Here is a 26182-nt window from a genome sequence, read left to right on the forward strand (position 1 = left end):
GCCGGTTTTTAGTCAAAACAACCTTCAACCAACGGCCGAAAGGCCTCCTGCGAAGGTCCGGCGCTCCGGGGCAAGGCGGCGGTGCCCTCGCATTCGTCACATGAGTTCAGTAATGCAAGAACTGCTCGCGCAGTCCTCCTTCGACAAGCTCAAGGAAGGGCAAATCGTCCCGGGCACCATCACCGAAATCCGCCAGAACGAAGTCGTCGTCGACATCGGCGGCAAATCCGAAGGCATCATCCCCGCGGGCGAGTTCATCGATCTCGGCGAGCTCCAGATCGGCTCCCAAATCGACGTTTTCCTCGAAAAACTCGAAGACAAGAACGGCAACCCCGTCCTCTCCTTCGACAAGGCCGAGCAGAAGAAAAACTGGGACAACATCCTCACCAAATTCCCCGAAGGCTCCGTTGCCGCCGGACGCGTCCGCGCCAAGGTCAAGGGCGGCCTCATCGTCTCCATCGGCGTCGATTCCTTCCTGCCCGCCTCGCACATCGACGTGCAGCCCCCGAAGAACCTCGACCAATACGTGGGCCAGACCTACGACTTCAAGGTCATCAAGATCAACCTCGACCGCAAAAACATCGTCCTCTCGCGCCGCGAACTCATCGAGGAACAACGCACCGCCAAGCGCCGCGCCCTCCTCGAATCCATCGAGCCCGGCCAGATCCGCAAGGGCGTCGTGAAGAACATCACCGACTTCGGCGCCTTCATCGACCTCGACGGCATGGACGGCCTGCTCCACATCACCGACATGAGCTGGGGCCGCATCACCCACCCGAGCGAAATGCTCAAGCAGGGCGAGGAAATCGACGTCATGATCATCGAGGTCAACCGCGAGAAGGAACGCGTTTCCCTCGGCCTCAAGCAGACCACGAAAAACCCGTGGGATGACATCGAGCACAAATTCCCCGTCGGCGCGAAAGTGCACGGCAAGGTCGTCAACCTCGTCCCCTACGGCGCGTTCATCGAGATCGAGCCCGGCGTCGAGGGCCTCGTCCACATCACCGAGATGTCCTGGACCAAGCGCATCACCAAGCCCTCCGAAATGCTCAAGGTCGGCCAGGAACTCGACGCGGTGGTGCTCGGCATCCAGAAGGAGGAGCAGAAAATCTCCCTCGGCCTCCGCCAGCTCGAATCCAACCCGTGGGACATGGTCCGCCACAACTACCCGATCGGCGCCCGCGTCCGCGGCAAGGTGCGCAACATGACCACCTACGGCGCCTTCATCGAGCTCGAGGAAGGCATCGACGGCATGGTGCACGTCTCCGACATGAGCTGGACCCGCAAGGTCAACCACCCCTCCGAAGTCCTCAAGAAGGGCGACGAGGTGGACGCGACCGTGCTCGACGTGGACTCCAGCCAGCAGCGCATCAGCCTCGGCATGAAGCAGCTCACCACCGATCCCTGGGCCGACATCGACGCGCACTTCAAGATCGGCGACGTCGTCACCGGCACCGTCTCGAAGATCACCTCCTTCGGCGCCTTCGTGGAGCTCAAGGACGGCATCGACGGCCTCGTGCACATCTCGCAGATCAGCGAGGAGCGCATCGAAAAGATCAAGGACGTGCTCAAGCCCGGCCAGGAAGTCACCGCCCGCGTCATCAAGATCGACCGCGACGAGCGCCGCCTCGGCCTCTCGATCAAGGCCGCCCACTACAGCGCCGACCAGCTCGCCGCCGAGACCGCCACCTACGAGGCGCTCAACCGCGACAGCAGCGGCGACATGATGAACCTCGGCGACATCCTCGACGCCGCCTCCGACAAGAAGGACTAAGGCTCGCGCCGCAAACACACTCAACGCGAAACGCCCGGCCCGAAACGGCCGGGCGTTTTTTTTGGTCCATCCTCCACGCTCCGCGCTTCACGCCCGGCTGCGAATCTGTCTAGCATTCTAACATTCCGCCTTGGAAATGACACCCGACGCCGCCCAGTCCCGCCTCGCCGAACTCCGCGCCACCATCGCCCGCCACGACGAGCTCTATTACCGTCGCGCCGAGCCCGAGATCAGCGACAGCGAATATGACCGCCTCAAGCGCGAACTCGCCGACCTCGAGACCCGCTTTCCGGAACTCGCCGTCGCCGCCTCCGCGCTCGACGGAGAATCCCCCACCGCGCGCGTCGGCGACGACCGCACCGAGGGCTTCGCGACCTACCGCCACCGCCAGCGCATGATGAGCCTCGACAACACCTATTCGCCCGACGAGCTCCGCGAGTTTCACGAACGCCTCGCCAAGCTTCTCGATCGCGAGGAACTCACCTACGTCGTCGAGCCGAAAATCGACGGCCTCGCCGTCAGCGTCACCTACGAACACGGCAAGCTCGTCCGCGCCGTCACCCGCGGCAACGGCATCGAGGGCGACGACATCACCGCCAACGCTCTCACCATCCGCGCGCTTCCGCGCAAGCTGCACCCCGTTCCCGGCGGCGCTCCGCTGCCGGACATCGTGGAAATCCGGGGCGAGATTTTCATGACGCTCGCCGAGTTTGAGCGCATCAACAAACTCCGCGAAGAAGCCGCCGAGCCGCTCTACGCCAATCCCCGGAATCTCGCCGCCGGCACGGTCAAGCAGCTCGATTCGCGCGAGGTCGCGCAGCGCCGTCTCGAAATCGTCCTTTACGGTCTCGGCTATTGCGAGCCCGCCTCCGCGCTGCCCGCCACCCAATCCGCATGGCACGAACTCGTCCGCGCCTGGGGGCTGCCCGCGGTCGAAAAATACTGGATCGCGCGCGGCCCCGATGAAGTGTGGGCCGCCGTGCAGGAACTCGACCGGCTCCGCGACGCCTTCTCCTACGCCACCGACGGCGCGGTCGTAAAACTCGATTCATTGCCGCTCCAGCGCGAGGCCGGCGCGACCTCGAAGGCCCCGCGCTGGGCCATGGCCTACAAATTCGCCGCCGAGCGCGCCGAGACGCTCCTGCGCGCCATCACCATCCAGGTCGGCCGCACCGGCGTCCTCACGCCGGTCGCCGAACTGGAGCCGGTGCACCTTTCCGGCTCCACCGTGTCCCGCGCCACGCTGCACAACCGCGATGAACTCGCCCGCAAGGACATCCGCGTCGGCGATTACGTTTACGTCGAGAAGGCCGGCGAAATCATCCCGGCCGTCGTCGCGGTGAACCTCTCCCGGCGCGCGCCCGCCTGCGTGCCCTACGTCTTTCCCGCCGCATGCCCGGTCTGCTCGACCCCCGTCGTGCAAATCGAGGGCGAGGTCGCGCTTCGCTGCCCCAATTACGACTGTCCCGTGCAAATCCGCCGCCGCGCGCAGCATTTCGCCTCCAAGGCCTGCGTGGACATCGACGGCCTCGGTATCGCCATGGTGGATACGCTCGTCGAGCGCGGCTGGCTGCGCGGCATACCCGACATCTACCGCCTCCGCCGCGAGGACCTTCTCACCCTCGGCAAAAGCGTGGAGAAATCCACCGACAACCTCCTCGCCGCCATCGAGGCGAGCAAGGCCGCCGAGCTCTGGCGCTTCATCCACGGCCTTGGCATCACGCATGTCGGCGCGGCGTCGGCCAAGGACCTCGCGCAGAAATTCCGCTCCCTCGAGGCGCTCGCCGACGCCAGATACGAGGACTTCATTGCCGACAAGAAATCCGTCATCGAAGGCATCGGCGAGACGATGGCGCTCGCCCTCATCGAGCATTTCAACGATCCGCGCAACCGCGCTGTCATCACCGAACTCGCCGCGCTCGGCGTCAGCCCGGCGCCGCCCCCCGAGAAATCGACCGAGCCCGCGAGCCTGCTTCTGGCCGGGAAAACCTTCGTCCTCACCGGCACGCTTCCGGGCATGACGCGTGACGAGGCCGCGGCCAAAATCGAAGCCGCCGGCGGCAAAGTCAGCGGCAGCGTGAGCAAGAAAACCAGCTACGTCCTTGCGGGCGCGGAAGCCGGCTCTAAACTGGCCAAGGCCGAATCGCTCGGCGTGCCCGTCATCGACGAGGCCGCGTTCCTGCGCATGCTCGCAGGATAGGAAAAGGAACGGGCAACAGGATTGCGTAGTGCTCCTTCGGGATGGCTCCAGAGGTCTTGAACCCGTGAAAGGAGCGGCGACGTCCCGTCGCCGGACGGGCAGGCAGGCCCGCCAAACGAGGGCCGGACGATTCAGGGGGCGCGCTGGCGCGCGTCCGGCGGCGGGACGTCGCCGCTCCACCATTACTTCTTGGACAATCCCGCCAGTTCAATCCGCCGCATTCCCAAGCCGGAATGCAACCTATTGGGTTATATTCCCGGCGATACTTGAAATGGTTTTTGGAAGGACGATATCAGAAAGCCGGAGTCACGGGACTCGGAGGCGCGGCGACCGACATCGTCCATGACTTGGAGGTTTGCGCGCCGACGAGGGTGATTTCGTAGGTGCGGCCGGGGGTGAAGGCCGATGCCTCGATGGACAGAAACACGGTGGCATCGCGGCTGCGCGAGAGGAGTTCGCGGGGAATGGGATCGTGGTCGGTGATGATGGCGATCCGGTCGTCCTTGATATAAACGCGGATGTCGCCGAGCAAGTCGGACTGGGTGGGCAGGCGGCAGGTGTAGAGAATCTGGTAGGGATAGGGCGGCGTGAGCACGGCGGGCGCGGTGACCTCGCCGAGGGAATCGGGCAGCTTGGGCGCGATTTCGGCAAACCTGGCAAAACTCTCCGCCAACTCCCCCGGAAGGCCGCCGGGAATCTTGCGCACGACGGCGGACGGGGTGTCGAGCCCGCTGCGGGTGAGGCCGATGTCGGCGGGACGAATGGCCGAGGCCTCGATGCGGGTGTAGCCGGCAGCCTCGACGCGCGCGACGCCGGCGCGTTCGCGCGCTTCCTGATAAGGCTGGTGCGACTGGCCGGGGGGCTTGCGGTAACGGAGCGTGACGAGCGTGTAGAGAGGCAGGGCGACGACAATGAAGAGCACGATCCATTTCATGGACCAAGGCTTGGGCGACGGCTGGGACATGCGGCTTGTTGAACTGGAAAGGACAGGCGGGGGCGAGGATTGTTTGCGGATTCCGCGATTGGTTTGGGTGGCACGGGCGTCCCGCCCGTGGGTTTGCGTGGCATGGGCGACCCCGCCCATGCGGTTTGGCGGCTCGCACGGATTTGTGCGCCACCAACCCACGGGCGTCCCGCCCGTGCCACTCAACCCAATCGCGGTTTTTTCTGGGATTTGGAACCCAATAGGTTGGACTGTCCGCCATGAAAGCGGTCATCCAGCGCGTCACCTCCGCCAGCGTCACCATCGATGATGTGGTGCGCGGCTCCATCAACCAAGGCCTGCTCGTCCTCATCGGCATCGCCGAGGGCGACACCGCCGAGGACGGCCGCTGGCTTGCCGGGAAAATCGCGGCGATGCGCCTCTTCCCCGACGATGCCGGCCAGATGAACCGCTCCGTGCGCGACATCGGCGGGGGCGTGCTCGTCATCAGCCAGTTCACGCTCATTGCCAGCACGCGCAAGGGCGCCCGCCCCTCGTTCCACGCCGCTGCCAAACCCGCCGCCGCCCTGCCCCTTTACGAACAGTTTCTTGTGCAAATGGAAGCCGCCCTCGCCCGCCCTGTCTCCAGCGGCGAATTCGGCGCGATGATGCAGGTCGCGCTCGTCAACGACGGCCCCGTCACCATCGTCATCGACACCCGCGATCGCGAATAGCGCGCCCCGCGTTTCGCCTGCAAAATTCATGCAACCTCGCGTCCCCGGCCCCGTCATATAACGAATCCTGTTTCCGGCGCCCGGCGGGGCCAAACCCTCCCAACAACACCGTTTACAACCTCGTTTCGTTCGTATTTTCTCACCGTTTTTGCAGTCCCCTCGTCCAGCCAAAACCTTTTCCGCAATCGCATGATCTTGCGCCCATTTTCGCTCCCGCCCGCGGCCGTCCTCGCCCTCGCCCTCGCCCTCGCCACAGCCTCGTCCACCCCTCCCGCCGCGCACGCCCAAGAGCCCGAGCCCGCCACGCCTGCCGCCGGCGCTTCCGCCCCGGCGGGCGAGGTACCAGCCCCGCCAGTCGCCCTGACCACTCCGCTCACTCCGGCCGGCAACCCCGACGAACGCCTGTCACAATTCAACTTCCCGAGCATGCCCCTCAGCATGGTCATCCCCGAGTTGGAAAACCTCACCGGCCGCACCGTCCTCCGCCAGCAAGGCCTGCCCAACGTCGAAATCACCCTCGTCTTCAAGACCCCGCCCACCCGGGCCGAGGCGCTCCAGGCGCTCGAGACCGTGCTCAACCTCAACCAGATCGCGCTCGTCCCCCTCGGCGACAAGTTCGTGAAAATGCTCCCCATGCCCAGCGTGCGCTTCGAGGCGCCGCTCATGATCGACGGCTCCGCGCTCGGCTACCCGCCCAGCGGACGCGTCGCCACCAAGCTCTTCCAGCTCGAATTTCTCCGCGTCGCCGAGTTTGTCCCGCAGATCGCCACCCTCCTCAACGCCAGCATCGGCAGCTTCTCGCTCTTTGAAAAGGCCAACGCCGTCCTCATCACCGATTCCATCAGCACCCTCCAGCGCATCGAAGTGCTCTTGAAAAAACTCGATCAACCCGTCAGCGCCGGCATCGGGACGAAATTCTACACGCTTCGCTTCGCCAAGGCCTCCGATCTTGTGGCCAAACTCCGCAGCATCCTCCAGGGCCCGCTGCTCCAGCAACTCAGCTCCGCCACCACCTACAACGCCGACGACCGCACCAACCAGGTCGTCCTCATCTGCGACCAGCGCCAGTTCCCCTTCTTCGACGACCTCGTCGCCAAGCTCGACGTCAAGGCCGACCCCAACACCCGCACCGAGGTCATCCACCTCAACAACGCCAACGCCAAGGACGTCGCGACCCTTCTCAGCACCCTCATCGCCGGCCAGACGAAGGCCGCCCAGCAGGCCCAGGCCGCCTCCGTCACCGCCAACCAGCGCCAGCAACGCCAGCAGCAACAGGCCACCGCACGCACCGCCAACCAGCCCGCCAACGCCGCCAACCGCACCGGCCAGGCGACCGCCGCCCTCGCGCCCGCCACCACCGTCACGCTCCCCGGTGGCAATCTCGGCCTGCCCAGCTCGGAGGAATTCAGCACGCTCATCACCATCCAGCCCGACGAACGCATCAACGCCGTCGTGGTCTCCGGCACGGTGGACGACATCCGCATCATCCAGGAACTCGTCGCCAAGATCGACATCCTCCTCGCCCAAGTCCGCATCGAGGTCGTCATCGCCGAGGTGAGTTTGAGCGACAATCAGGAAAGCGGAATCGACGCGCTCGGACTGCAAGTAGTCGGTGGAAAACTGACCGGTGTCGGCGCAAGCGGCCCGGGCTTCGTCGCCAGCGCGCTTTCCACCTCGGGCACGACGGGCGGCTTCTTTAATATCGCCGGTCAACTGTCCGGGGTATTGTCACTCGATACCAGACCCCGGAAAACCAATACCACCATCATTTCCACCCCCAGCATTGTCACGGCGCACAATAAGGAAGCCTATATCAAGGTGGGCGAAAAACGTCCGGTCATCACCGGCTCGAGCGACTATATCAGCAGCGGAGGCGGCACCCGCAGCACGATCACCCAGCAAGACATCGGGTTGGAGCTGAAGGTAAAGCCGCTCATCGGAAAAGACGGCTCCGTGCAGTTGGAAATCACGCAGACCGTGCAAAACATCAAGGACACCACGAAGATCGACGGCAATGACCAGCCCATCGTCGGCAATCGCGAGGCGCAGTCATTTATCAATGTCCACAGCGGTGAGATTATTGTCCTGGGCGGCCTGCAGGAGCAATCCGACACCAAAAACCGCAGCAGGCTCGGCCCCATTCCGATCATCGGCGATTTTCTCGGCTCCAGAAAAAAGGAAACACGCAGGTCCGACCTCCTGTTTTTCATCCGTCCGACCGTGCTCACCACCGCCGACACGGACAATGTTTCCGCGTATCAACGCATGGATACGATGCACAACCTCGATCCCATGCGCTCCATGCTCGGCATCCCGGAAAACGAAAGACTTCCCGGTGAATCTGCGCACTCCGCCGCCCCTTCGATGAAACGTCCTCGCTAAACCGGCACCCACCAATCCGCTCCGCGCCAGCCACCATGCCTTCCGGCACCGCCATCCCGCCCGACGCCACCCTGCCCGCCTCGCTCGCAGCCCGCCTCACCGACGAGCAAATCCAAGCCGTGCTGGAGGCCCCGCGCGGACACCGCGTCAAGACCATCGCCATCGCGCTCAACCTTTCCGAGCCCGACGCCCTCGCCAAGCTCGCCACCGCCAGCGGATTCCTCGCCGCCGCCAACCTCGAAGCCGACACCGCATCCCTCGGCCTTCTCCCCGCCCGCCTCGTCCACGATTACCAGATCGTGCCCATCGTCGTCGCCCAAGGCGGCGATGATGAAGCGACAAGTGACAAGTCACAAGGCACAGAAAAAGAAACCGGGGCTCCCGGCCAGCCGGGGGACGGCGACAGCCAGCCGGACGCCATCCTCCACCTTGCCACCGCCTGGCCCCCCGACGGCGTAATGGTTGACTGGATACGCACCTTCACCCCCCGCCCCCTCGCCTGGCACCTCGGCGTCCCCGAAAAAATCCACCAGCTCATCCTCCAGCATTTCGGCGTCGGCTCCGGCAGCCTGGAGGACAGCGACGACGACTACATCGCCCCCGAGATCGCCCAGCAGGCCGAGGCCGACGTGGACGAGGACGCCGCCGTCGTCCGCTTCGTTTCCGACGTCATTTCCCAAGCCGTCGCCGACGAGGCCACCGACATCCATTTCGAGCCGCAGGAAGGCCGCCTGCAAATCCGCTACCGCGTGGACGGGCTGCTCGTCCCCGTGCCCGTCCCCGAAAACCTCCTCCGCTTCCAGGACGCCATCATCTCGCGCCTCAAGATCATGGCGAAGCTCAACATCTCCGAAAAACGCCTCCCGCAGGACGGCCGCATCAACTTCCGCTCCAACGGCACCGTCCTCGACATCCGCGTCGCCACCGCCCCCACCATCTACGCCGAATCCATCTCCCTCCGCCTCCTCAACCAGAAAAAGCAGGCCTTCTCCATGGAAAAACTCGGCATGACCGCCGAGGAACAGGCCGTCATCCGCAAATCCCTCGACATCCCCCACGGCATCATCCTCGTCACCGGCCCCACCGGCTCCGGCAAATCCACCACCCTCAACGCCTTCCTCCGCGAAATCAACTCCCCCGACCTCCGCATCGTCACCGTCGAGGATCCCATCGAATACGAGGTTCCCGGCGTCAACCAGATGCAGATGCGCCCCGAAATCGGCCTCACCTTCGCCTCCGCCCTCCGCTCCATCCTCCGCCAGGACCCCGACGTCATCATGGTCGGCGAAATCCGCGACGGCGAGACCGCCGACATCGCCATCCGCGCCTCCCTCACCGGCCACTTGGTGTTTTCGACCCTGCACACCAACGACGCCCCCGGCGCCATCACCCGCCTGATCGACATGGGCATCGAGCCCTTCCTCGTCGCCTCCTCCATCGAGCTCGTCATCGCCCAGCGCCTCGTCCGCCGTCTCTGTCCCGAGTGCGCCCGCCCCGCGCCCGTCAACAAAAACAAACTCCGGGACACCCTCGCCATCCTCGACCTCGACCCCGCCGAGGCCGACACCATCGAAACCCTCCGCCAACCCTGCGGCTGCGACCGCTGCCGCGGCAGCGGCTACCGCGGCCGCATCGGCCTGTTCGAGATTTTCACGCTCAACGACGAAATCCACGAACTCATCTTAAAACGCGAAAGCACCCGCGCTCTTACCAACTGCGCCCGCAAACACGGCATGAGGCCCCTGCAACAATCCGGCTGGGAAAAAATCAAATCCGGCCACACCACTCTCGAAGAAGTCCTCCGCGTCATCACCGTGACCGAAAAGTAACGGCTCGCTCCGCTCGCAAATCCCAAATTCCAATGGCCAAATCCCAAAGAAATTCCAAATTTCAAAAAAGCGCACCACTCCACCTCCTCCCGATGCCACTCCCCCTTTGCCTCACCATCCGCCTCTTTGAAATTTGAGTTTTCTCCATTGGGACTTTTTTGGGATTTGGGATTTCGGGATTTGGAATTTTCAACTTCAGCATCGTGCCTGCCTTCACCTACACCGCCCGCGACCGCTCCGGCCAGACCGTCCAATCGACGCTCGACGCGCCCAGCCGCAAGGACGCCCTTCGCCTCCTCGCCGCGCGCGGCCTCCAGCCCGTGAGCATCGACGAATCCGGCGCCGCCTCCGCCGCGAAAACCAAACCCGCCAGGCTCCGCTCCACCCCTGGCCCCGCCTCCGCATCCGCCCCGCAAGCCGCCGTCGCGAACACCCCCGTCAATACCCGCCTCACCTTCACCCGCCGCGAATGCCTTCCCTTTTTGCAGGCGCTCGCCGACCTGATTTCCAGCGGCCTCTCCGCCGGCGAGTCGCTGCGTCTTCTCACCCAGCGCGTCCGCAGCCCTCGCCTCCGCGCGCTTTGCGCCCGCCTCTGGGAGCTCGTCAGCGAAGGCGCCACGCTTTCCCGCGCGCTCGCCGCGTTTCCTCAGGTGTTCGAATCGTCCATCATCAACCTCATCCAGGCCGGCGAGGCCACCGGCAACCTTCGCGAAGTCCTCGACCGCCTCATCGAGCACCTCTCCGAGCGCGCCCGCCTCAAGCGCGAACTCGTCAACGCCCTCGCCTACCCGCTCCTGCTCATGGTCATCGCCGGCGGCGTGATCCTGTTCTTCCTCTTTTTCCTCCTGCCGCGCATGGAGTCGCTCTTCACCGCGCTCGGCAGCCGCCTGCCCGTCTCGACCAAGATCCTCATCGGCTTCGCCAACTTCTCGCTCACCTACGGCATTTTCATCGCCGGGGCGCTCGTCTTCGCCGGGCTCGCCGTCTGGCGCTGGTACAAGACCCCCGCGGGCCGCGCCGCCATCGACGCGCTGCTCCTGAAAATCCCGCTCGTCGGTCCGTTCCTCGTGAGCCGCACCGTGCTCTCCATCAGCCAGACCCTCTCCATCCTGCTCGAAAACGGCATCACCGCCTCCGAGGCGCTGAAAATGACCGGACGCCAGATCAACAACCGCGTGCACCACGACGCCTTCGACGAGGCCATCTCGCGCGTGATGGAAGGCGAATCCCTCTCCGGCGCGCTCCAGCGCACGGACTGTTTTCCGCCGCTCGTCCTCGACCAGCTCGCCATCGGCGAAAACACCGGCAGCATCGTGCCCAGCCTGAAAAAAATCGCGGTGAACTACCAGCAGATCGTCACCTCGCGGCTGACCCTGTTCACCAACTTTCTCGGCACTGCGGTCCTGCTCGGCACCTTCGGTTTCATTGCCTTTCTCGCCTTTGCGATGATCAGCGCCATCTTCGGCCTCAGCTCCTCCTTCTCCCACCGGGGATGATGAATGACGCCTGCCCCCCGGAGCGCCCAAACTCCCCCGTGGGAACGCCTCCTTCAGTTCTTTCCTCTTTCTCTTTATCTTTCCTCTTTCTCCCCGGATGAGGGGCTGTGAAAAGGGAAGAAAGAGGAAAGATAAAGAGAAAGAGGAAAGAACGCTGACACAAACCCGGGCGCCGTATGTCCGCCCCCGCTCCCCCGTTGACTTCCCCGCCCAATCCAACTGACAAAACGAATTGCGTTTCCACCGCGCCCGCCTCATTTACCGCACCACACCAAGACACCCAACGCGATGAGCAATGGCTCCACCACGCCGGCCCAGCATGCTGCCGCCGCCACCACCATCAAACCCGCCGATCTCCGCGGCATCCTGAAATACGTCCCGCGTTTCAAGGACCAGATCTTCGTCATCGCGCTCGACGGCTCCATCGTCGCCGACGAGAACTTCGGCAACCTCCTCGTCGACATCGCCGTGCTCCGCAGCCTCGCCATCAAGGTCATCCTCGTCCACGGCATCGGCCAGCAAATCCAGCAACTCTCCGCCATCCGCTCCATTCCCATCACCGACGCCATCGGCACCGGCGTGACCGACGCCGCCACGCTCGACCTCGCCATCCGCGCCTCCTCCCGCGTCTCGCACATCATCCTCGAAGGGCTCACCCAGAACGCGCTCAAGTGCGCCATCACCAATGCCGTCCGCGCCGTCCCGCTCGGCATCCTCCGCGGCGTCGATCACCAGTTCACCGGCAAGGTGGACCGCATCGACACCGAGTTCATCACCACGCTCATCGACAAGAACATCACGCCCATCGTCTCGCCCATCGGCTTCGGCCCCGACGGCGGCGCCCTCCGCATCAACTCCGATCTCCTCGCCGCCGAACTCGCCGAGGCGCTCCACGCGACCAAGATCATCTACGCCGCGCCCTCCTCCGGCCTCACCATCAACGGCGAAGTCCGCCGTGAAATCTCCGCCGACGCCCTCCGCGCGCTGCTCAAGGAACAGCCCGCCGCCATTCCCGAAAGCGAGCGCAGCAAGGCCGCGCACGCCCTCAAGGCCATCGAGACCGGCACCCCGCGCGTGCACCTCATCGACGGCCGCACCTTCGACAGCCTCCTCAACGAAATCTTCTCCAGCGAAGGTGTCGGCACGCTCATTTACGGCAACGACTACCAGCAGATCCGCCGCGCCCGCCGCTCCGATGTCCGCGCCATCCACAACCTCACCCGCGGCGGCGTCCGCCGCGCCGAGCTCCTGCACCGCACGCAGCAGGCCATCGAGAAGAACATCGACCAGTTCTACGTTTACGAAATCGACGAAAGCCTCATCGCCTGCATCTCGCTCGCGTCGTATCCGGAAAATCCCGACATCCTCGAACTCGGCTCGCTCTACGTGCTGCCCTTTTATCAAAACCGCGGCATCGGCCGGAGGATGGTGGACTACATCTGCATGCTGGCGAAGGACCGCGGGGCCAGGACGCTCGTCGCCCTCTCGACGCAGAGTTATTCCTTTTTCACCTCGACGATGGGCTTCGAGGAAGCCGACAAAAAACTCCTCCCCGCCTCGCGCCTGAAACTCTACGAGGAGAGCGGCCGCAACGCCAAGGTGCTCGTCAAGCAACTCTGACGCCGCCGCACGGCAAACGGCGCAACTCAAAGTGATGTCGCCGCCGGAATCTTTCCTCTTTATTCTTTATCTTTCCTCTTTCTCCCTGCCCGTGCCTGACGAAAGATAAAGATAAAGAGGAAAGAAGAAAGTGGGAGTGACTCAACTTTGAGTTACACCCCACGGCAAACGGCGCTCTTCGTCGTGGTTCGTCGCTATTTTCGATGGCCATTTCAGAAGCATTTTAACCATGGACAAACACCTTCTGGTGGAGGGCCGAGCTCCTGCGAGGCCGTTGCCGAAAAACGTAGCACTTAACCGCAACGGCCTCGCAGGAGCTCGGCCCTCCACCAGACCCCGTAGCGCGGACTGCCAGATCTGCCCGTTTGCCGGCTGGCGTCGTGGCCTCGGGCAGGTCGTCAAGCCTGTCGCTTCGCCCGAAAGGCAACCTGCGCCACGAAGGACGCTGCGCAGGATCAATCAACAAAGTAGAATTAACGTTTCCTGACGGATATTCAAAATGGCGAGGAATCTTTTTCTCCAAGATAAATCTCCCCGCCGGCGGCGTGGAACTCGGCCGCCTTTTCCTTCAGGCCGGCATTGATGGCCTCGACGGAATCGAGGCCGTGCTCCTCGGCGTAGCGCCGGATGTCGTCGGTGATTTTCATCGAGCAGAACTGCGGGCCGCACATCGAACAGAAGTGCGCGGTCTTGGCTCCTTCCTGCGGCAGCGTCTCGTCGTGGTATTCTCGGGCGCGCTCGGGATCGAGCGAGAGGTTGAACTGGTCCTCCCAGCGGAACTCGAAGCGCGCCTTGGAAAGCGCGTTGTCGCGGTATTGCGCCGCCGGGTGCCCCTTGGCGAGGTCGGCGGCATGGGCCGCGATCTTGTAGGTGACGACCCCGGCGCGCACGTCGTCGCGATTGGGCAGGCCGAGGTGCTCCTTGGGCGTCACGTAACAAAGCATGGCGGTGCCGTGCCAGCCGATGAGGGCGGCGCCGATGCCGCTGGTGATGTGGTCGTAGCCCGGCGCGATGTCGGTGGTCAGCGGCCCGAGGGTGTAGAACGGCGCCTCGTGGCACCACTCGAGCTGCTTCTCCATGTTTTCCGCGATCATGTGCATGGGCACGTGCCCCGGCCCTTCGTTCATGACCTGCACGCCTTTGGCCCACGCGCGCCGGGTGAGGTCGCCCTGAGCCTTGAGTTCGGCAAACTGGGCGTCGTCGTTGGCATCGGCGATGGAGCCGGGGCGGAGTCCGTCGCCGATGGAAAAGGCCACGTCGTAGGCGGCCATGATGTCGCAGATGTCGTCCCAGTGCGTGTGGAGGAAATTCTCCTGGTGGTGATGCAGGCACCATTTCGCCATGATGGAGCCGCCGCGGGAAACGATGCCGGTCATGCGCCGCGCGGTGAGCGGAATATGGCGCAGGAGGACTCCGGCGTGGATGGTGAAATAATCCACGCCCTGCTCGGCCTGCTCGATCAGCGTGTCGCGAAAGATCTCCCACGTGAGCGCCTCGGGACGCCCGCCCGCTTTTTCCAACGCCTGGTAAACGGGCACCGTGCCCACCGGCACGGGACAATTCCTGACGATCCACTCGCGGGTCTGGTGGATGTTTTTGCCGGTGGACAAATCCATGAGCGTGTCGCCGCCCCACTTGACGGACCATCGCATCTTCTCGACTTCCTCGTCGATGGACGAGGCGACGGCGGAATTGCCGATGTTGGTGTTGATTTTGACCAGGAAGTTGCGCCCGATGATCATCGGTTCGACCTCGGGATGATTGATGTTGGCCGGGATGATGGCGCGTCCCCGGGCGACTTCCGCGCGCACGAATTCCGGCGTGATCTCCCGCGGAATCGCCGCGCCCCGCGAATCGCCCCGATGCTGGCGCCAGAGAGCGTTGCGCGGGCCGTCGCCTTCCTCGGAAGCGCCGGGCAACTCGCGCGCCTGCTGGAGCTTCATGTTTTCCCGGATGGCGACAAACTCCATCTCGGGCGTGATGATTCCCGCCTTCGCATAGGCAAGCTGGGTCGCGGCCCGTCCGGGGCGCGCGCGAAGGATTTTGCGCCCCTCCCGATGGAAGAAGCGGACGGGATTGCGGCGTCCCTCGCGTTCCGCCTGCACGCGGTGCGCCTCGGAAAGATAGCCGTCATCCAGCGGCTTGATCTCGCGGCCTTCGATGACCTCGACATCGCCGCGTTCGAGTATCCACGCGGAGCGGACGGAGGGAAGCCCGAGGGCGGCATCCCCGTGAAACTCCGGGTCGCCCCACGGCCCCGAGGTGTCGTAAACGCGGACCGGCTCGTTGGGATGCTCCGCGCCGTCCGGCGTCCTCGTGGGCGAAAGGATGATTTCGCGCATGGGCACGCGGATGTCGGGTCGGCTACCGGTGATATAAACCCGCTGCGAGCCGGGAAACAACTGGCCGCGGTTGGCGGTGGACGCTATGGATGTTGAGTTTGTTGGCATAAATGGGATGGACCGGCTTGCGGTCACCACAACGCCAATGGGAGCATCCGGCCCTCGCACAGCCGGCGGGCCAACCTTATCCCTTCGACGGTACTAACCGCATCAGGTTCGAAGGCTAGAGGAACGGATCGTGTTCCAATCTCAGCCCGACGCCACGGGTTCGCCTGGCCGTAGTTCTTATGTTTTTCGGGCCGCTGTCAATGGATGATGCCCGGTTTGTCCGCCCCGCCCGGCAAGGGCTTGACATCATCCCGGTCCGCTCGCTATGTTTTCCGACTCACTTCCAACGTTCACTTTCCACTGGGTGGGCCTCCGGCCCGCCTTTTTTTTCAACACACTCAAACACTCACGACTATATGAGCAGCGAAATTCTAGCCGTCCTTGAATACATGGAGAAGGAGAAAGGCATTGGCCGCGCCGACATGATTGCCGCGATTGTCAATGCCATCAAAACCGCTGCCCAAAAAGGGGTTAATTCCGGCCAGGAACTAAAGATCGAGATCAACCCGAAAAACGGTCACCTCAAGGCTTGGTCCCTGCTCAAGGTCGTCGATTCGGTTTCCAATCCCAAAACCGAGATTCACATCGAAAAAGCCCAGGCGCTCGCCCCGAACGCGCAGCTCGGCGAAATCCTCGAAAAAGAAATCGATCCCTCGATGCTCGGTCGCATCGCCGCCCAGACGGCCCGGCAGGCCGTCATGCAAAAGCTGCGCCAATTCGAAAAGGACCGGATTTACGACGATTTCAAGGACATGGTCGGCAACATCGTCACCGGCACCGTCCGCCGGAAAGAGCGCGGCGACATCTACATCGACTTGGGCAAGGCCGAGGCCGTCCTTTCCAACAAGGAGCAGGTGCCCGGCGAGGAATATCAGGCGGGCGACCGCATCCGCTGCCTGCTGCTCGCCATCGAGGCGACGCCGCGCGGCCCCGAAATCATCCTCAGCCGCGGCAGCCCGAAATTCGTCCGCCGCCTGTTCGAACTCGAAGTCACCGAAATCGCCGACGGCACCGTGAAGATCGAGGCCTTCGCCCGCGAGGCCGGCTACCGCACCAAGATCGCCGTCACGTCCACCGACCCCAAGGTCGATCCCGTCGGCGCCTGCGTCGGCGCGCGCGGCGCCCGCGTGAAAACCATCGTGCGCGAGCTCAACGGCGAAAAAATCGACATCATCAATTATTTTCCCAATCCGCAGCAGATGATCATCGAGGCGCTCAAGCCCGCCATTCCGCGCGACATCCAGCTCGACGAGAAAAACCACCGCATCGCGCTGAAGGTCGATCCCGAAAACCTCGCCATCGCCATCGGACGCAAAGGCCAGAACGCGCGCCTCACCTCGCGCCTCATCGGCTGGCGCCTCGACATCGAGGAATACAAGGTCGCCACCGCCGACCCGCGCGCCATCGCCATCGATTCCCTCACCAAGAACCTCGGCCTCGCCCGCGAAATCGCCGAACGCCTCGTCAACATCGGCATGAACTCTCCCGCCGTGCTCGAATCCGTCGACCTCGAAGACCTCATCGAAGCCGGCTTCTCCGAACAGGAAGCGCAGGACGTCCTGTCCCGCGTGAACAAATAAAACTCTCGCCCGCCCACAACACCGGCTATCTGATACACTGAATGAGCGTCCGCATCCACGAACTCGCCAAGAAGATTGGCATGGACAACAAGGCATTGTTGGCCCTGCTCAAAGAACGCAATTTTGAAGTCAAGAGCGTCTCGAGCACAATCGACAACATCTCGGCCGAGGCCATCGAGCAGGAATTCGCGGAGCAAAACCCGTCCGCCGGGTCCGCGCCTCTCTCCGAGGACGCCGCATCCGAATCCCCGGCTGAAACCGCCCCGCCTGCCTCCGGGGTCTTCATCCCGGCCGGCGTCCGCGTGAAAAGCGTCGAGGACGTGGCCCGCGAAAAAGAAGAGGCCGCCCGCGCCGCCGCCGAGGCCAAAAAAGCCGCGCAGGCCGTCGCCGCTCCGATGCCGCCGCCGCCCGTGCCGCGCCCTGTCCCGGCGCCCCTTCCCCCGCGCCCTGTTTCCGCACCTCCACCCGCGCCATCCATCGTGAGCGCACCCAAATCCGCACCTTCCGCACCGCCTCCGGTGCCGGTCCCGTCTGTGGTTTCCGCACCGAAACCACCCCCGCCTGCGCCCTCCGCGCCTTTGCCGGCCGCCGCGCGCTCGTTCATTCCTCCCGTCCGCACCGCCGCCGAGGCCGCTGCTGCGGCCGCCGCGCCCAAGACGCCGCCCGTCGCGCCCGCGCCGCGTCCCGTCTCCGCGCCGCCCCCGCCGGTTCAGCGCCCGGTCTCGGCACCTCCCGCGCCGGTCAACCGGCCATCCGCGCCTCCACCGCCCCCGATGGCCGGGGCGCCGAAGCCGCCGCCCGCCATCGTCTCCGCGCCCGGCGCGACGCCCGCGATTCCTTCCGCCGCGCCTTTCTCCGTCGCGAGCGCGCCCGCCGCCGAAGGCGAGGTGAAGATGATCAGCATGAAGCCGCCCATCATCGTGCGCGACTTCGCGCCCGCGCTTGGGCTGAAGCCCTTCAAGCTCATCTCCGAACTCATGGCGATGGGCGTTTTCGCCTCGATGAACCAGACCGTCGAGGAAACCGTGGCGGTCAAGGTCGCGGAAAAATTCGGCTTCCTGCTCGAAATCAAGCACCGCGGCGACGCCGCCGCGCAGCAGGCCAAACTCGCCGAAAAAGCGAAAAAGAAAAAAGACCCGAACGTGGACGACCCGAAGGACCTCGTCCCGCGTCCGCCCGTCGTGTGCATCCTGGGGCACGTTGACCACGGCAAGACCTCGCTCCTCGACGCCATCCGCAAGGCCAACGTCGTCGCCGGCGAATTCGGCGGCATCACCCAGCACATCGGCGCGTATCAGGTCACCCGCGGCGAACGCAAGATCACCTTCCTCGACACCCCCGGCCACGCCGCCTTCAACAAAATGCGCGAGCGCGGCGCCTCCGTCACCGACATCGCCGTGCTCGTCATCGCCGCCGACGACGGCTTCATGCCGCAGACCGACGAGGCCCTCCAGCACGTGCAGAACGCCAAGGTCGCGCTCATCGTCGCCATCAACAAAATCGACGCGAAGGGCGCCAACATCGACCAGATCAAGGGCCAGATGCAGCAGCGCGGCATCGCCTCCGAGGATTGGGGCGGCGAGACCATCACCGTGCCCGTTTCCGCGATCAAGGGCGACGGCATCGACGACCTGCTCGAAATGCTCGCGCTCCAGGCCGACGTGCTCGAACTCAAGGCCAACCCGAAGGCACCCGCCAGCGGCATCATCATCGAATCCCAAATCGACACCGGCCGCGGCCCGCTCGCCACCGTCATCGTCCAGCGCGGCACGCTTCGCATCGGCGACGCCATCGTGTGCGGCCAGCACTGGGCCAAGGTCCGCGCCATGTTTGACGACCAGGGCAACAATGTGAAGGAGGCCCCGCCCTCCACGCCCGTCCGCGTCATCGGCTGGTCGGGCGCGCCCGACAGCGGTGCGGAATTCAAATCGTCCAAAAACGCCCGCGAGGCCGAGAACATCGCCGAGGAAGAGGAGGACCGCCTGCGCAAGCTCGCCGCCGCCCAGGCCGCCGCGCCCAAGGAATCGTCCATCGAAAGCCTTTTCGCCAACATCGCCGCCACGCAGCAAAAGACGCTCAAGGTCATCATCAAGACCGACGTCTTCGGTTCCGCCGAGGCCGTGCGCCACGTGCTGGAAAGCATCAAGAGCACGAAGGTCACGCTCGAAATCGTCTCCACCGACGTCGGACTCATCGGCAAAAACGACGTCCTCATGGCCGGCACCGGCGGCGCGGTCATCCTCGGCTTCAACACCAAGCTCGAAAACGGCGTCACCCCGCTCGCCAAGCACCACGGCGTCCGCATCGAGACCTTCAACATCATCTACGAACTCGGCGACAAGGTCCGCGAAATGATGGCCGACCTGCTCGACCCCGAGTTGAAGGAAGTGAAACTCGGCGCCGCCGAGGTGCGCGCCACCTTCCCGCTCGCGAAAGGCTTTGTGGCCGGCTGCCTCGTCACCGAAGGCAAGATCACCCGCAACGCCCAGTCGCGCCTGCGCCGCGGCAAGACCGTCGTCACCGAAGGCAAGGTCAACACGCTCAAACGCTTCAAGGACGACGCCAACGAAGTCCGCGCCGGCCTCGAGTGCGGCATCAAGCTCGACGACTTCAACGGCTACGAAATCGGCGACATCATCGAGTGCTACGAAATCCAGAAAGTCAGGGCCGCGCTCTGATTTACGAATTACGATTTGCGAATTACGATTGAGCCAAGCCCGCTGCTTGCGCTTCCATCATTCGTAAGTCGTAAATCTAAAATCGTAAATCCACATGTCCAACCGCACCCTCCGCGTCAACGAACTCATCCAGCGCGAGCTGAGTGACATCCTCCGCAAGCGTTATCAGGCCGAGGCGGTCGCCATCACCATCAGCGCGGTCGATATCGCCCCCGACCTCCGCGATGGCCGCGTGCACGTGGCGGTCTTTGGCGACGCCGATTTCGCGCAGCAAAAACTCCGCTGGCTCCGTGCCATCGCCCGCGAACTCACGCAGGAATTGGGCCGCCGCATCGTGCTCAAATACATGCCCAAGCTCACCTACACGCTCGACACCAGCACCGCCCGCGGCAACCGCGTCCTCGGCATCCTCGACGAGATCGACGCCAAGCAGGGTCCGCTCCCTCCGTCCGACGACGATGCCGCGCCATCTCCGTAGCGCCTCGTAGGGGCTTCGCTTGCGAAGCCCGCCCCCTTCCCTCTTTCCTCTTTATTCTTTCTCTTTCCTCTTTCTCTCGCCATCGGTGACGGCCAGGGGAGAAAGAGGAAAGAGAAAGAATAAAGAGGAAAGATTCATTACCAACACACCCGTCTATTTCATCCACTGTTCCAAAAATTCTTCCGTGTATTCCGTGTGTTCCGCGGGCCATAATTGAAAACAATGGAAAAACTCTTTCCCGATCTCTCCTCCCGTTTCGCCCGGCTTCTCGCCGACATCGCCGGACAACGCATCGCCGTGGTCGGCCACGCCCGCCCGGACGGCGATTGCATCGGCTCGCAAATCGCCCTGGCCCGCGTCCTCCGCGCGCGCGGCCACGAAGTCGTCTGCGTCAACGGCGACCTCGTGCCCCGCCGCCTCCGATACCTCGTCGGAGACATGCCCTTTTATCTCACCGACGACACGCCCGCGGGCGACTGGGCCGCGATCTACGTTGACTGCGCCGACCATGCCCGCGGCGGCGAGAAGGCCCGCAAACGCTTCCCGGCCCCGGTCGCCGTCATCGATCATCACCTGTCCAACTCCGGCTTCGCGCCCTGCAACATCATCGATTCGACCTCCGCCGCCGCGTGCGAAATCCTCGCCGGACTCTTTCTCGACAACGCCATCGACATCGACCCCGGCGCCGCGCGAGCCCTCTACGCCGGCATCGTCACCGACACCGGCATGTTCCGCTTCAACTCCACCACCCGCCGCACCTTCATGCTCGCCGCCGAGCTTGTCACGCGCGGCGCCAACCCCAGCGAGGCCGGCTACGAAATCTACGAGCGCGAGTCCCCCGCCAAGCTCCGGCTCCTCCAGCGCTTCCTCGGCTCCCTCCGCTACGAATGCGGCGGACGCGCCTGCGTCGGCCTGCTGCCCGACGGCGTCTTCGAGCAGACTGGCGCCGAGATCGAGGACACCGAGGGGCTCGTGGACTATGCCCGTTGTATCGACGGAGTGGATATCGGTGTGCTCATCGAGGAACGCGCGGGCGCGATCAAGGCGAGCTTCCGCGCAAAAAATCCCGTCTTCCGCGTCGACCAGATCGCGGCGCAATTCGGCGGCGGCGGGCACGCCTGCGCCGCCGGCCTCAACTTGCAAGGCGGGACGCTCGCCGACTTCCGTCCCCGGCTCGTCGCCGCCCTCGCCGCCCAATTCGCCGCGATGGAAATCAAAAATTAAGAGACCAGCCGCACGAACCTTGAAACACGCAAGCGCCGCCGCGCCGCGCCCCCAAAATTCCTGATTTCATCCATGCTCCTCCCGCCCAAAGAAATCGAGGGTGTCCTCCTCATCGACAAACCCACCGACCACACCTCGCACGACGTCATCGCCCGCCTGCGCGGCATCCTGAAAATGAAGCGCGTCGGCCACGCCGGCACGCTCGATCCCATGGCCACCGGCGTGCTTGTTGTCCTCGTCGGCAAGGCGACCCGCGCCTCGCAATACCTGATGAGCCTCGACAAGGAATACACCGGCACCGTCACCCTCGGCAAGGTCACCAACACCCAGGACGCCGAGGGCGAAATGCTCGAGACGCGTCCCGTCCCGCCGCTCACCGAGGCGCAAGTCCTCGCCGCGATGAAGACCTTCGTCGGCGACCAATACCAGATGCCGCCCATGTTTTCCGCCATCAAGATCGACGGCGTGCCGCTCTACAAAAGCGCGCGCAAGGGCGAGGATATCGAACGGGAGCCGCGCTTCATCCGCATCTCGAAATTCGAACTCGAACGCTTCGCCTCCCCCGAGATCGACTTCGTGCTCCGTTGCAGCAAAGGCACCTATGTGCGCACCGTCGCGCACGACCTCGGCCAGAAAATCGGCTGCGGCGCGCACCTTTCCTCCCTGCGCCGCACCGCGACCGGCAGGTTCACCATCGACCAGTGCGTGACCATCGAGCAACTTCAGGCCATGTCGCCGCCCGATATCGAAAAACGCCTCATCCCCGTCCGCGACGCCGTCCCATCCGTGGCCCTGTGAGAAAAACGCGCCATGCCATCCCGTTCATCCCGCGTTCCCCGCGCCCAAACCCCGCACCCCGCCGCGGTTAATTATTTCCGCAAATTCCGCAAAATCCCCTGACACGGAACGCATCCCGAAAACACCTTTCTATCCGCGGCCATGGCCACGACCCAATTTCAAGATCTCGCCGAAGCCAGGCTGCCAGCCCGCCCGCTTCACCTCGCCATCGGCATGTTTGACGGCGTGCATCTCGGACACCGCGCCGTCATCGACGCCGCCATCCAGTCCGCGCGGCGCAGCGGCGGACTGGCCGGCGTGCTCACCTTCTGGCCGCACCCCAGCGTTCTCGTCCGCCCCGATTCCCCTGTCCCGCTGGTCAACGATCCCGGCATAAAGGCCCGCCTCCTCGCCGAGGCCGGCATGGACTTCATCATCACGCAACGCTTCACCCCCGGGTTCGCCGCCATCGAGGCCGCGGATTTTCTCCCGTTCCTCCAGAAAAACCTGCCCGCGCTCTCCGCCATTTACGTCGGGGAAAACTGGCGCTACGGGCATGGCCGCGGCGGCGACATTCACTCCTTGGTCGAAGACGCGCGCGCGCGCGGCCTCGCGGTCGTCAGCTCGCAGCGCATCAATCTCAACGGGGAGCCCATCAGCAGCACGCGCATCCGCGCCTGTCTCGCCGAAGGCCGCCTCGACGAGGCCAACGCGCTTCTCGGCTACAGCTATTTCGCCGAGGGCATCGTCGCCTCGGGCAAGGCGCTCGGCCGTGCCATCGGGTTTCCCACGCTCAACATTTCCTGGGATCCCGGCTTGCGGCCCTGTTTCGGTGTTTACGCCGTGCAAGTCACCGGGCCGAAATCGGCGGGACGTTACCCCGGCGTCGCCAACTACGGCCTGCGTCCGACCGTGGAGCAAAGCACCGAGCCCAAGCTCGAAGTGCATCTTTTCGGCCCCTGCCCCTTCGCCGGCGGCGACAAAATCCAGGTGGACTGGCTTCGCTTCATCCGCCCGGAGATGAAATTCTCCAGCGTCGAGGAACTCACCGCCCGCATCGCCGAGGATCGCGCCCAGGCCGAGGCGTTTTTCAAAACCGGGACCACCGCGAAATAATGCCGCGGCTGCCGACTTTATGATGGAGGGCCGAGCTCCTGCGAGGCCGTCGCGGTCATGGACAGTGTTTCTTCGCGACGGCCTCGCAGGAGCTCGGCCCTCCAAAAATCAGAATTTAGAGCATTTTTCGTTCAATTGGTCGCAAACAAGGTGGAGGGACGGCCTCCAAAAACCATATGCGACAGCATAAACGAAAAATGCTTTATTTCGTGATTGGTGCGTCACATCGGCTTGGCGCGATTGCAGAATTGCAATGCAACGCCCCACGGATCGCGCATCATGAGCAGGCGGGTGCCGTCGGGCACCTCGTCGGCGCTCACGAAAGTCGCGCCGGCTTTTTCCAGGCGCACGCGGTCGGCCGCGGTGTCGGTGGAGACAAAGGCGATGTGAAACACCAGCGGGTCCATCGTCGCATAGGCGGGCACGGGCGCGGCGGGATTGCTGTAGAGCTCCAGGAACACTCGGCCGCTCGAATCGGCCAGAAAGTGGGCAAAGGAGCCTTTGTCCGAGCTTCGGACGACCGCAAGACCGAGATGATCGACATACCATTTCGCGGCGGTCCGGACATCGGTGAGGTTGATGGCGAAGTGTTCGAATTTCATGAGGGAAAATGGATGCCATGCGGAATAGCTTCCGGGGTCAAGGCAACGGCCCCAAAAAATGATTCCATCCCATTTCCTTCATCTTTCTTCTTTCCTCTTTATCTTTCTCTTTCGTCAGGAACGAGCGGGAGAAAGAGAAAGATAAAGAGGAAAGAAGAAAGATGAAGCCGTCCCGCGTCACGCCTGCGGTGTCTTCAGGAAGGTGGCGATGCGCACGCGGACCTCCTCGCCGCCATCGTCGAGGAGGTAATGGCCCGCGTCCTTGAAACGCACGATCAGGGCGTCGGGATAGATTTTGCGCCAGCGCTTGAGAAAGTGTTTGTTGAAACAGAAATCGCGCTTGCCCCAGATGAGCAGCTTCGGGTGTTCCGGGCCGGCGAGCAGCGGAAGCTTTTCCTCGATGTCCTCCAGCACGGGACGGCTCGGATGATCGATCTCCAGCGGAATATCGCGCACGAACTGGTGCACGGCCACGCGGTTCGCCCAGCTCCGATACGGGTAGAGGTAGCCCCGCTTTTCATCGCGGGTGAGCCTGCGGCGGTGCATTGCCATCCAGGTGGCGGGACCGGCGAAGCCGTTGAGCCCGCGCACGATGAATTTCCCCAGCCGGCCGCCGCGGCAGAGCGCGATGCGCCCGGGGATGTGCGTGTCGGGAAACGCGGCCGTATTCATGATGGCGATACGCCCGACGAGCCCCGGGCGGCGCGTGGCCAGCCCGAAGCCGATGGCGCCGCCCCAGTCGTGCACGACAAGGTGGATGCGCGTGAGGCCGAGCGCGTCGACGAGCGCCTCGATGTCGGCGATCCGCGTGGCGAGCGTGTAGGGATAATTTTCCGGCTTCTCGGAAAGCCCCATGCCGATGTGATCGGGCGCGATGCAGCGGTGCGCGGGAGCCAGGTCGCGGATGAGATCGCGATAGAAAAACGACCAGGTCGGATTGCCGTGGAGCATGAGCACCGCCTCGGTGGTGTCGCGCGGTCCTTCGTCGAGGTAGCTCATGCGCGCGCCGCGCGGCGTGGTGTGCGCGCGCGGTTCAAACGGATAGAGGGCGCGAAGCCACGCGGGCAGCGAGGTTGATAGCTGATGGCTGATGCCTGAAGCCATGGCGACGGGAAATGGGGCGCGGACATTCTTGTCCGCGAATGTCGCGGGCTGGAAAGCCCGCGCTCCCTTGTTGCCGGCGGTGCCTTCGGCGGCAGGCGCCGGATTGGGCGTGGCACGGGCGGCCTGCCCGTGAGGTTGCGGCGCGTTTGGAAAATCGTTGTTCATGGTCACCATTCCAGCGCGAGCATGAGCGAGTTCAGGCCGCTGCCGATGCCCAGGAGGGCGACGCGGTCGCCGTCGCGAATGGCGCCGGCCTCGACGGCGGTGGCGAGCGTGGCCGGGAGCGCGACGGAGCCGGTGTTGCCGAGGGTCTCGAAGGTCGAAAAATCCTTCGCGAGATCAAGCCCGAGCGCGCCGTAGAGCGCGCGGCGGTGCGCGCTGCCGACCTGGTGCGTGACGATACGCGCGGGCGTGGCGGCGTCCCAGCCGGTGGCGGCGGTGAAGTCTGCCCACGTCTCCCCGGCCAGCGCGACACCGGCGTGGAGGAGTTGCTCGGAGTCGGTTTGCATGGCGAGGGCGTCGGCGCCGTGCGTGTCGCCTTGGCAGAGTTCGCTGTGCCGCGTGGCGGCACGGGCGGCGCCGCCGAGGAGCCGGTGCGGGCGCGCGCCGGTCGGCAGGAGATCGCGGTGGCAGAGGATGGCGGCGACGGCGCCGGAGCCGATGGTGAGGTTGGCGAAGAAGGGTTTGATGCCGTTACGGTCGAGCGGCGCGGAGTTGAGGTGAGCGAGGGTTTGCTCGATGAGCGGGCGTCCGTTTTCCCCGGAGGCGATCATGCCGGCGCGCACTTGGCCGGACTCGATGAGGCCGGCGAGCAGCGTCATGCTGTTGAGGAAGCCGAGGCAGGCGTTGGACACGTCGAAGATTTGCGCGGCGGCGGGCAGGCCGATCTTGCGGTGCGCGAAGGACGCGGTGGCGGGTTCGAGCATGTCGCGGCAGACCGCGGCGTGGACAAACACTTCCATCTGCTCCGCGCAGAGCGCGGATTTCGCGAGCGCGGCGCGGCCGGCGGCGGCGCTGGCGTCGGAGGGCCGCGTGCCGGCGGGCCAGTGGCGGCGTTCGCGGATGCCGGTCATCAACTCAAGGCGGCCGAACGGAAGGCGCAGGCGCTCGTAAAGCGGGCGGAGTTGTTCCTCGATGGCCGCGGAGGTCCAGATTTCGCCCGGCAGCGCGAGCGCGAGGGTTTCGATGCAGGTGTGCTCAAATCTCATCCGGCGTG

Annotated in this window: 18 protein-coding genes; 13 read left to right on the forward strand and 5 right to left on the reverse strand. The window is 64.4% G+C overall.

The window, feature by feature from the left end; all coding sequences use genetic code 11:
• The first annotated feature begins 100 nt into the window (after positions 1 to 100).
• Together rpsA and ligA are read left to right on the forward strand one after the other, a co-directional pair.
• The gene (rpsA, locus tag OH491_RS04850; protein ID WP_334319082.1) at positions 101 to 1774 is read left to right on the forward strand and encodes a 30S ribosomal protein S1; all 1674 of its coding nucleotides are present in this window, start codon (positions 101 to 103) and stop codon (positions 1772 to 1774) included.
• 136 nt (positions 1775 to 1910) lie between these two features.
• On the forward strand, positions 1911 to 3974 hold the full coding sequence (gene ligA, locus OH491_RS04855; RefSeq protein ID WP_068769080.1) for an NAD-dependent DNA ligase LigA: 2064 nt from the start codon (positions 1911 to 1913) through the stop codon (positions 3972 to 3974).
• A gap of 292 nt (positions 3975 to 4266) precedes the next feature.
• Here ligA and OH491_RS04860 read toward each other — a convergent pair whose 3' ends face one another.
• Positions 4267 to 4938, reverse strand: coding sequence for a hypothetical protein (locus tag OH491_RS04860; RefSeq protein ID WP_145928597.1), 672 nt, complete (start codon positions 4936 to 4938; stop codon positions 4267 to 4269).
• Between the two features lie 239 nt (positions 4939 to 5177).
• Here OH491_RS04860 and dtd point away from each other — a divergent pair, with 239 nt between their 5' ends.
• The 5 genes from dtd to argA all read left to right on the forward strand — a co-directional run bounded on the left by dtd (position 5178) and on the right by argA (position 12957).
• A complete protein-coding gene (dtd, locus tag OH491_RS04865; RefSeq protein ID WP_342750878.1) occupies positions 5178 to 5630 on the forward strand; it encodes a D-aminoacyl-tRNA deacylase in 453 nt (150 codons plus the stop codon).
• A gap of 189 nt (positions 5631 to 5819) precedes the next feature.
• A complete protein-coding gene (locus OH491_RS04870; RefSeq protein ID WP_068769078.1) occupies positions 5820 to 8012 on the forward strand; it encodes a secretin N-terminal domain-containing protein in 2193 nt (730 codons plus the stop codon).
• Positions 8013 to 8047: 35 nt separating this feature from the next.
• A complete protein-coding gene (locus OH491_RS04875) occupies positions 8048 to 9841 on the forward strand; it encodes a GspE/PulE family protein (RefSeq protein ID WP_068769077.1) in 1794 nt (597 codons plus the stop codon).
• A 203-nt stretch (positions 9842 to 10044) separates the two neighbouring features.
• Positions 10045 to 11337, forward strand: coding sequence for a type II secretion system F family protein (locus tag OH491_RS04880; RefSeq protein ID WP_068769793.1), 1293 nt, complete (start codon positions 10045 to 10047; stop codon positions 11335 to 11337).
• Between the two features lie 288 nt (positions 11338 to 11625).
• A complete protein-coding gene (gene argA, locus OH491_RS04885) occupies positions 11626 to 12957 on the forward strand; it encodes an amino-acid N-acetyltransferase (protein ID WP_084441874.1) in 1332 nt (443 codons plus the stop codon).
• A 494-nt stretch (positions 12958 to 13451) separates the two neighbouring features.
• Here the strand turns inward: argA and thiC are convergent, their stop codons facing one another.
• Positions 13452 to 15407 carry a phosphomethylpyrimidine synthase ThiC gene (thiC, locus tag OH491_RS04890; protein ID WP_084441873.1) on the reverse strand — a complete coding sequence of 652 codons (1956 nt, stop codon included), beginning with the start codon at positions 15405 to 15407 and terminating at the stop codon, positions 13452 to 13454.
• A gap of 356 nt (positions 15408 to 15763) precedes the next feature.
• Here thiC and nusA point away from each other — a divergent pair, with 356 nt between their 5' ends.
• From nusA to ribF, 6 genes are all read left to right on the forward strand, one after another.
• Positions 15764 to 16987, forward strand: a complete 1224-nt coding sequence (gene nusA, locus OH491_RS04895; RefSeq protein ID WP_068769075.1) for a transcription termination factor NusA — start codon at positions 15764 to 15766, stop codon at positions 16985 to 16987.
• 41 nt (positions 16988 to 17028) lie between these two features.
• Entirely contained in the window at positions 17029 to 19665 is a 2637-nt protein-coding gene (infB, locus tag OH491_RS04900) for a translation initiation factor IF-2 (protein ID WP_068769074.1), read from the forward strand.
• A gap of 94 nt (positions 19666 to 19759) precedes the next feature.
• Positions 19760 to 20143, forward strand: coding sequence for a ribosome-binding factor A (locus OH491_RS04905; protein ID WP_068769073.1), 384 nt, complete (start codon positions 19760 to 19762; stop codon positions 20141 to 20143).
• A gap of 222 nt (positions 20144 to 20365) precedes the next feature.
• Positions 20366 to 21367, forward strand: a complete 1002-nt coding sequence (locus OH491_RS04910) for a DHH family phosphoesterase (RefSeq protein ID WP_068769072.1) — start codon at positions 20366 to 20368, stop codon at positions 21365 to 21367.
• 72 nt (positions 21368 to 21439) lie between these two features.
• Complete coding sequence (gene truB / locus OH491_RS04915; protein ID WP_068769071.1) at positions 21440 to 22165, forward strand: tRNA pseudouridine(55) synthase TruB; 726 nt, start codon at positions 21440 to 21442, stop codon at positions 22163 to 22165.
• A gap of 141 nt (positions 22166 to 22306) precedes the next feature.
• Positions 22307 to 23260, forward strand: coding sequence for a riboflavin biosynthesis protein RibF (gene ribF / locus OH491_RS04920; RefSeq protein WP_068769070.1), 954 nt, complete (start codon positions 22307 to 22309; stop codon positions 23258 to 23260).
• A 221-nt stretch (positions 23261 to 23481) separates the two neighbouring features.
• Here the strand turns inward: ribF and OH491_RS04925 are convergent, their stop codons facing one another.
• From OH491_RS04925 to OH491_RS04935, 3 genes are all read right to left on the reverse strand, one after another.
• Positions 23482 to 23862: a VOC family protein gene (locus OH491_RS04925; RefSeq protein WP_068769069.1), complete on the reverse strand. Its 381-nt coding sequence runs from the start codon at positions 23860 to 23862 to the stop codon at positions 23482 to 23484.
• Between the two features lie 177 nt (positions 23863 to 24039).
• Positions 24040 to 25131 (reverse strand): alpha/beta fold hydrolase, encoded by a 1092-nt coding sequence (locus OH491_RS04930; RefSeq protein WP_334319080.1) that lies wholly within the window; start codon positions 25129 to 25131, stop codon positions 24040 to 24042.
• Between the two features lie 2 nt (positions 25132 to 25133).
• Positions 25134 to 26174, reverse strand: a complete 1041-nt coding sequence (locus tag OH491_RS04935; protein WP_068769068.1) for a 3-oxoacyl-ACP synthase III — start codon at positions 26172 to 26174, stop codon at positions 25134 to 25136.
• Between the last annotated feature and the right edge of the window lie 8 nt (positions 26175 to 26182).

This window comes from Termitidicoccus mucosus (genome assembly GCF_038725785.1).
GTDB classification, from domain to species: Bacteria; Verrucomicrobiota; Verrucomicrobiia; order Opitutales; family Opitutaceae; genus Termitidicoccus; species Termitidicoccus mucosus.

Coding starts and splice junctions, on each gene's coding strand:
- rpsA (WP_334319082.1), top strand. CDS start 101: ATGAGTTCAGTAATGCAAGAACTGCTCGCGCAGTCCTCCTTCGACAAG.
- ligA (WP_068769080.1), top strand. CDS start 1,911: ATGACACCCGACGCCGCCCAGTCCCGCCTCGCCGAACTCCGCGCCACC.
- OH491_RS04860 (WP_145928597.1), bottom strand. CDS start 4,938: ATGTCCCAGCCGTCGCCCAAGCCTTGGTCCATGAAATGGATCGTGCTC.
- dtd (WP_342750878.1), top strand. CDS start 5,178: ATGAAAGCGGTCATCCAGCGCGTCACCTCCGCCAGCGTCACCATCGAT.
- OH491_RS04870 (WP_068769078.1), top strand. CDS start 5,820: ATGATCTTGCGCCCATTTTCGCTCCCGCCCGCGGCCGTCCTCGCCCTC.
- OH491_RS04875 (WP_068769077.1), top strand. CDS start 8,048: ATGCCTTCCGGCACCGCCATCCCGCCCGACGCCACCCTGCCCGCCTCG.
- argA (WP_084441874.1), top strand. CDS start 11,626: ATGAGCAATGGCTCCACCACGCCGGCCCAGCATGCTGCCGCCGCCACC.
- thiC (WP_084441873.1), bottom strand. CDS start 15,407: ATGCCAACAAACTCAACATCCATAGCGTCCACCGCCAACCGCGGCCAG.
- nusA (WP_068769075.1), top strand. CDS start 15,764: ATGAGCAGCGAAATTCTAGCCGTCCTTGAATACATGGAGAAGGAGAAA.
- infB (WP_068769074.1), top strand. CDS start 17,029: ATGAGCGTCCGCATCCACGAACTCGCCAAGAAGATTGGCATGGACAAC.
- OH491_RS04905 (WP_068769073.1), top strand. CDS start 19,760: ATGTCCAACCGCACCCTCCGCGTCAACGAACTCATCCAGCGCGAGCTG.
- OH491_RS04910 (WP_068769072.1), top strand. CDS start 20,366: ATGGAAAAACTCTTTCCCGATCTCTCCTCCCGTTTCGCCCGGCTTCTC.
- truB (WP_068769071.1), top strand. CDS start 21,440: ATGCTCCTCCCGCCCAAAGAAATCGAGGGTGTCCTCCTCATCGACAAA.
- ribF (WP_068769070.1), top strand. CDS start 22,307: ATGGCCACGACCCAATTTCAAGATCTCGCCGAAGCCAGGCTGCCAGCC.
- OH491_RS04925 (WP_068769069.1), bottom strand. CDS start 23,862: ATGAAATTCGAACACTTCGCCATCAACCTCACCGATGTCCGGACCGCC.
- OH491_RS04930 (WP_334319080.1), bottom strand. CDS start 25,131: ATGAACAACGATTTTCCAAACGCGCCGCAACCTCACGGGCAGGCCGCC.
- OH491_RS04935 (WP_068769068.1), bottom strand. CDS start 26,174: ATGAGATTTGAGCACACCTGCATCGAAACCCTCGCGCTCGCGCTGCCG.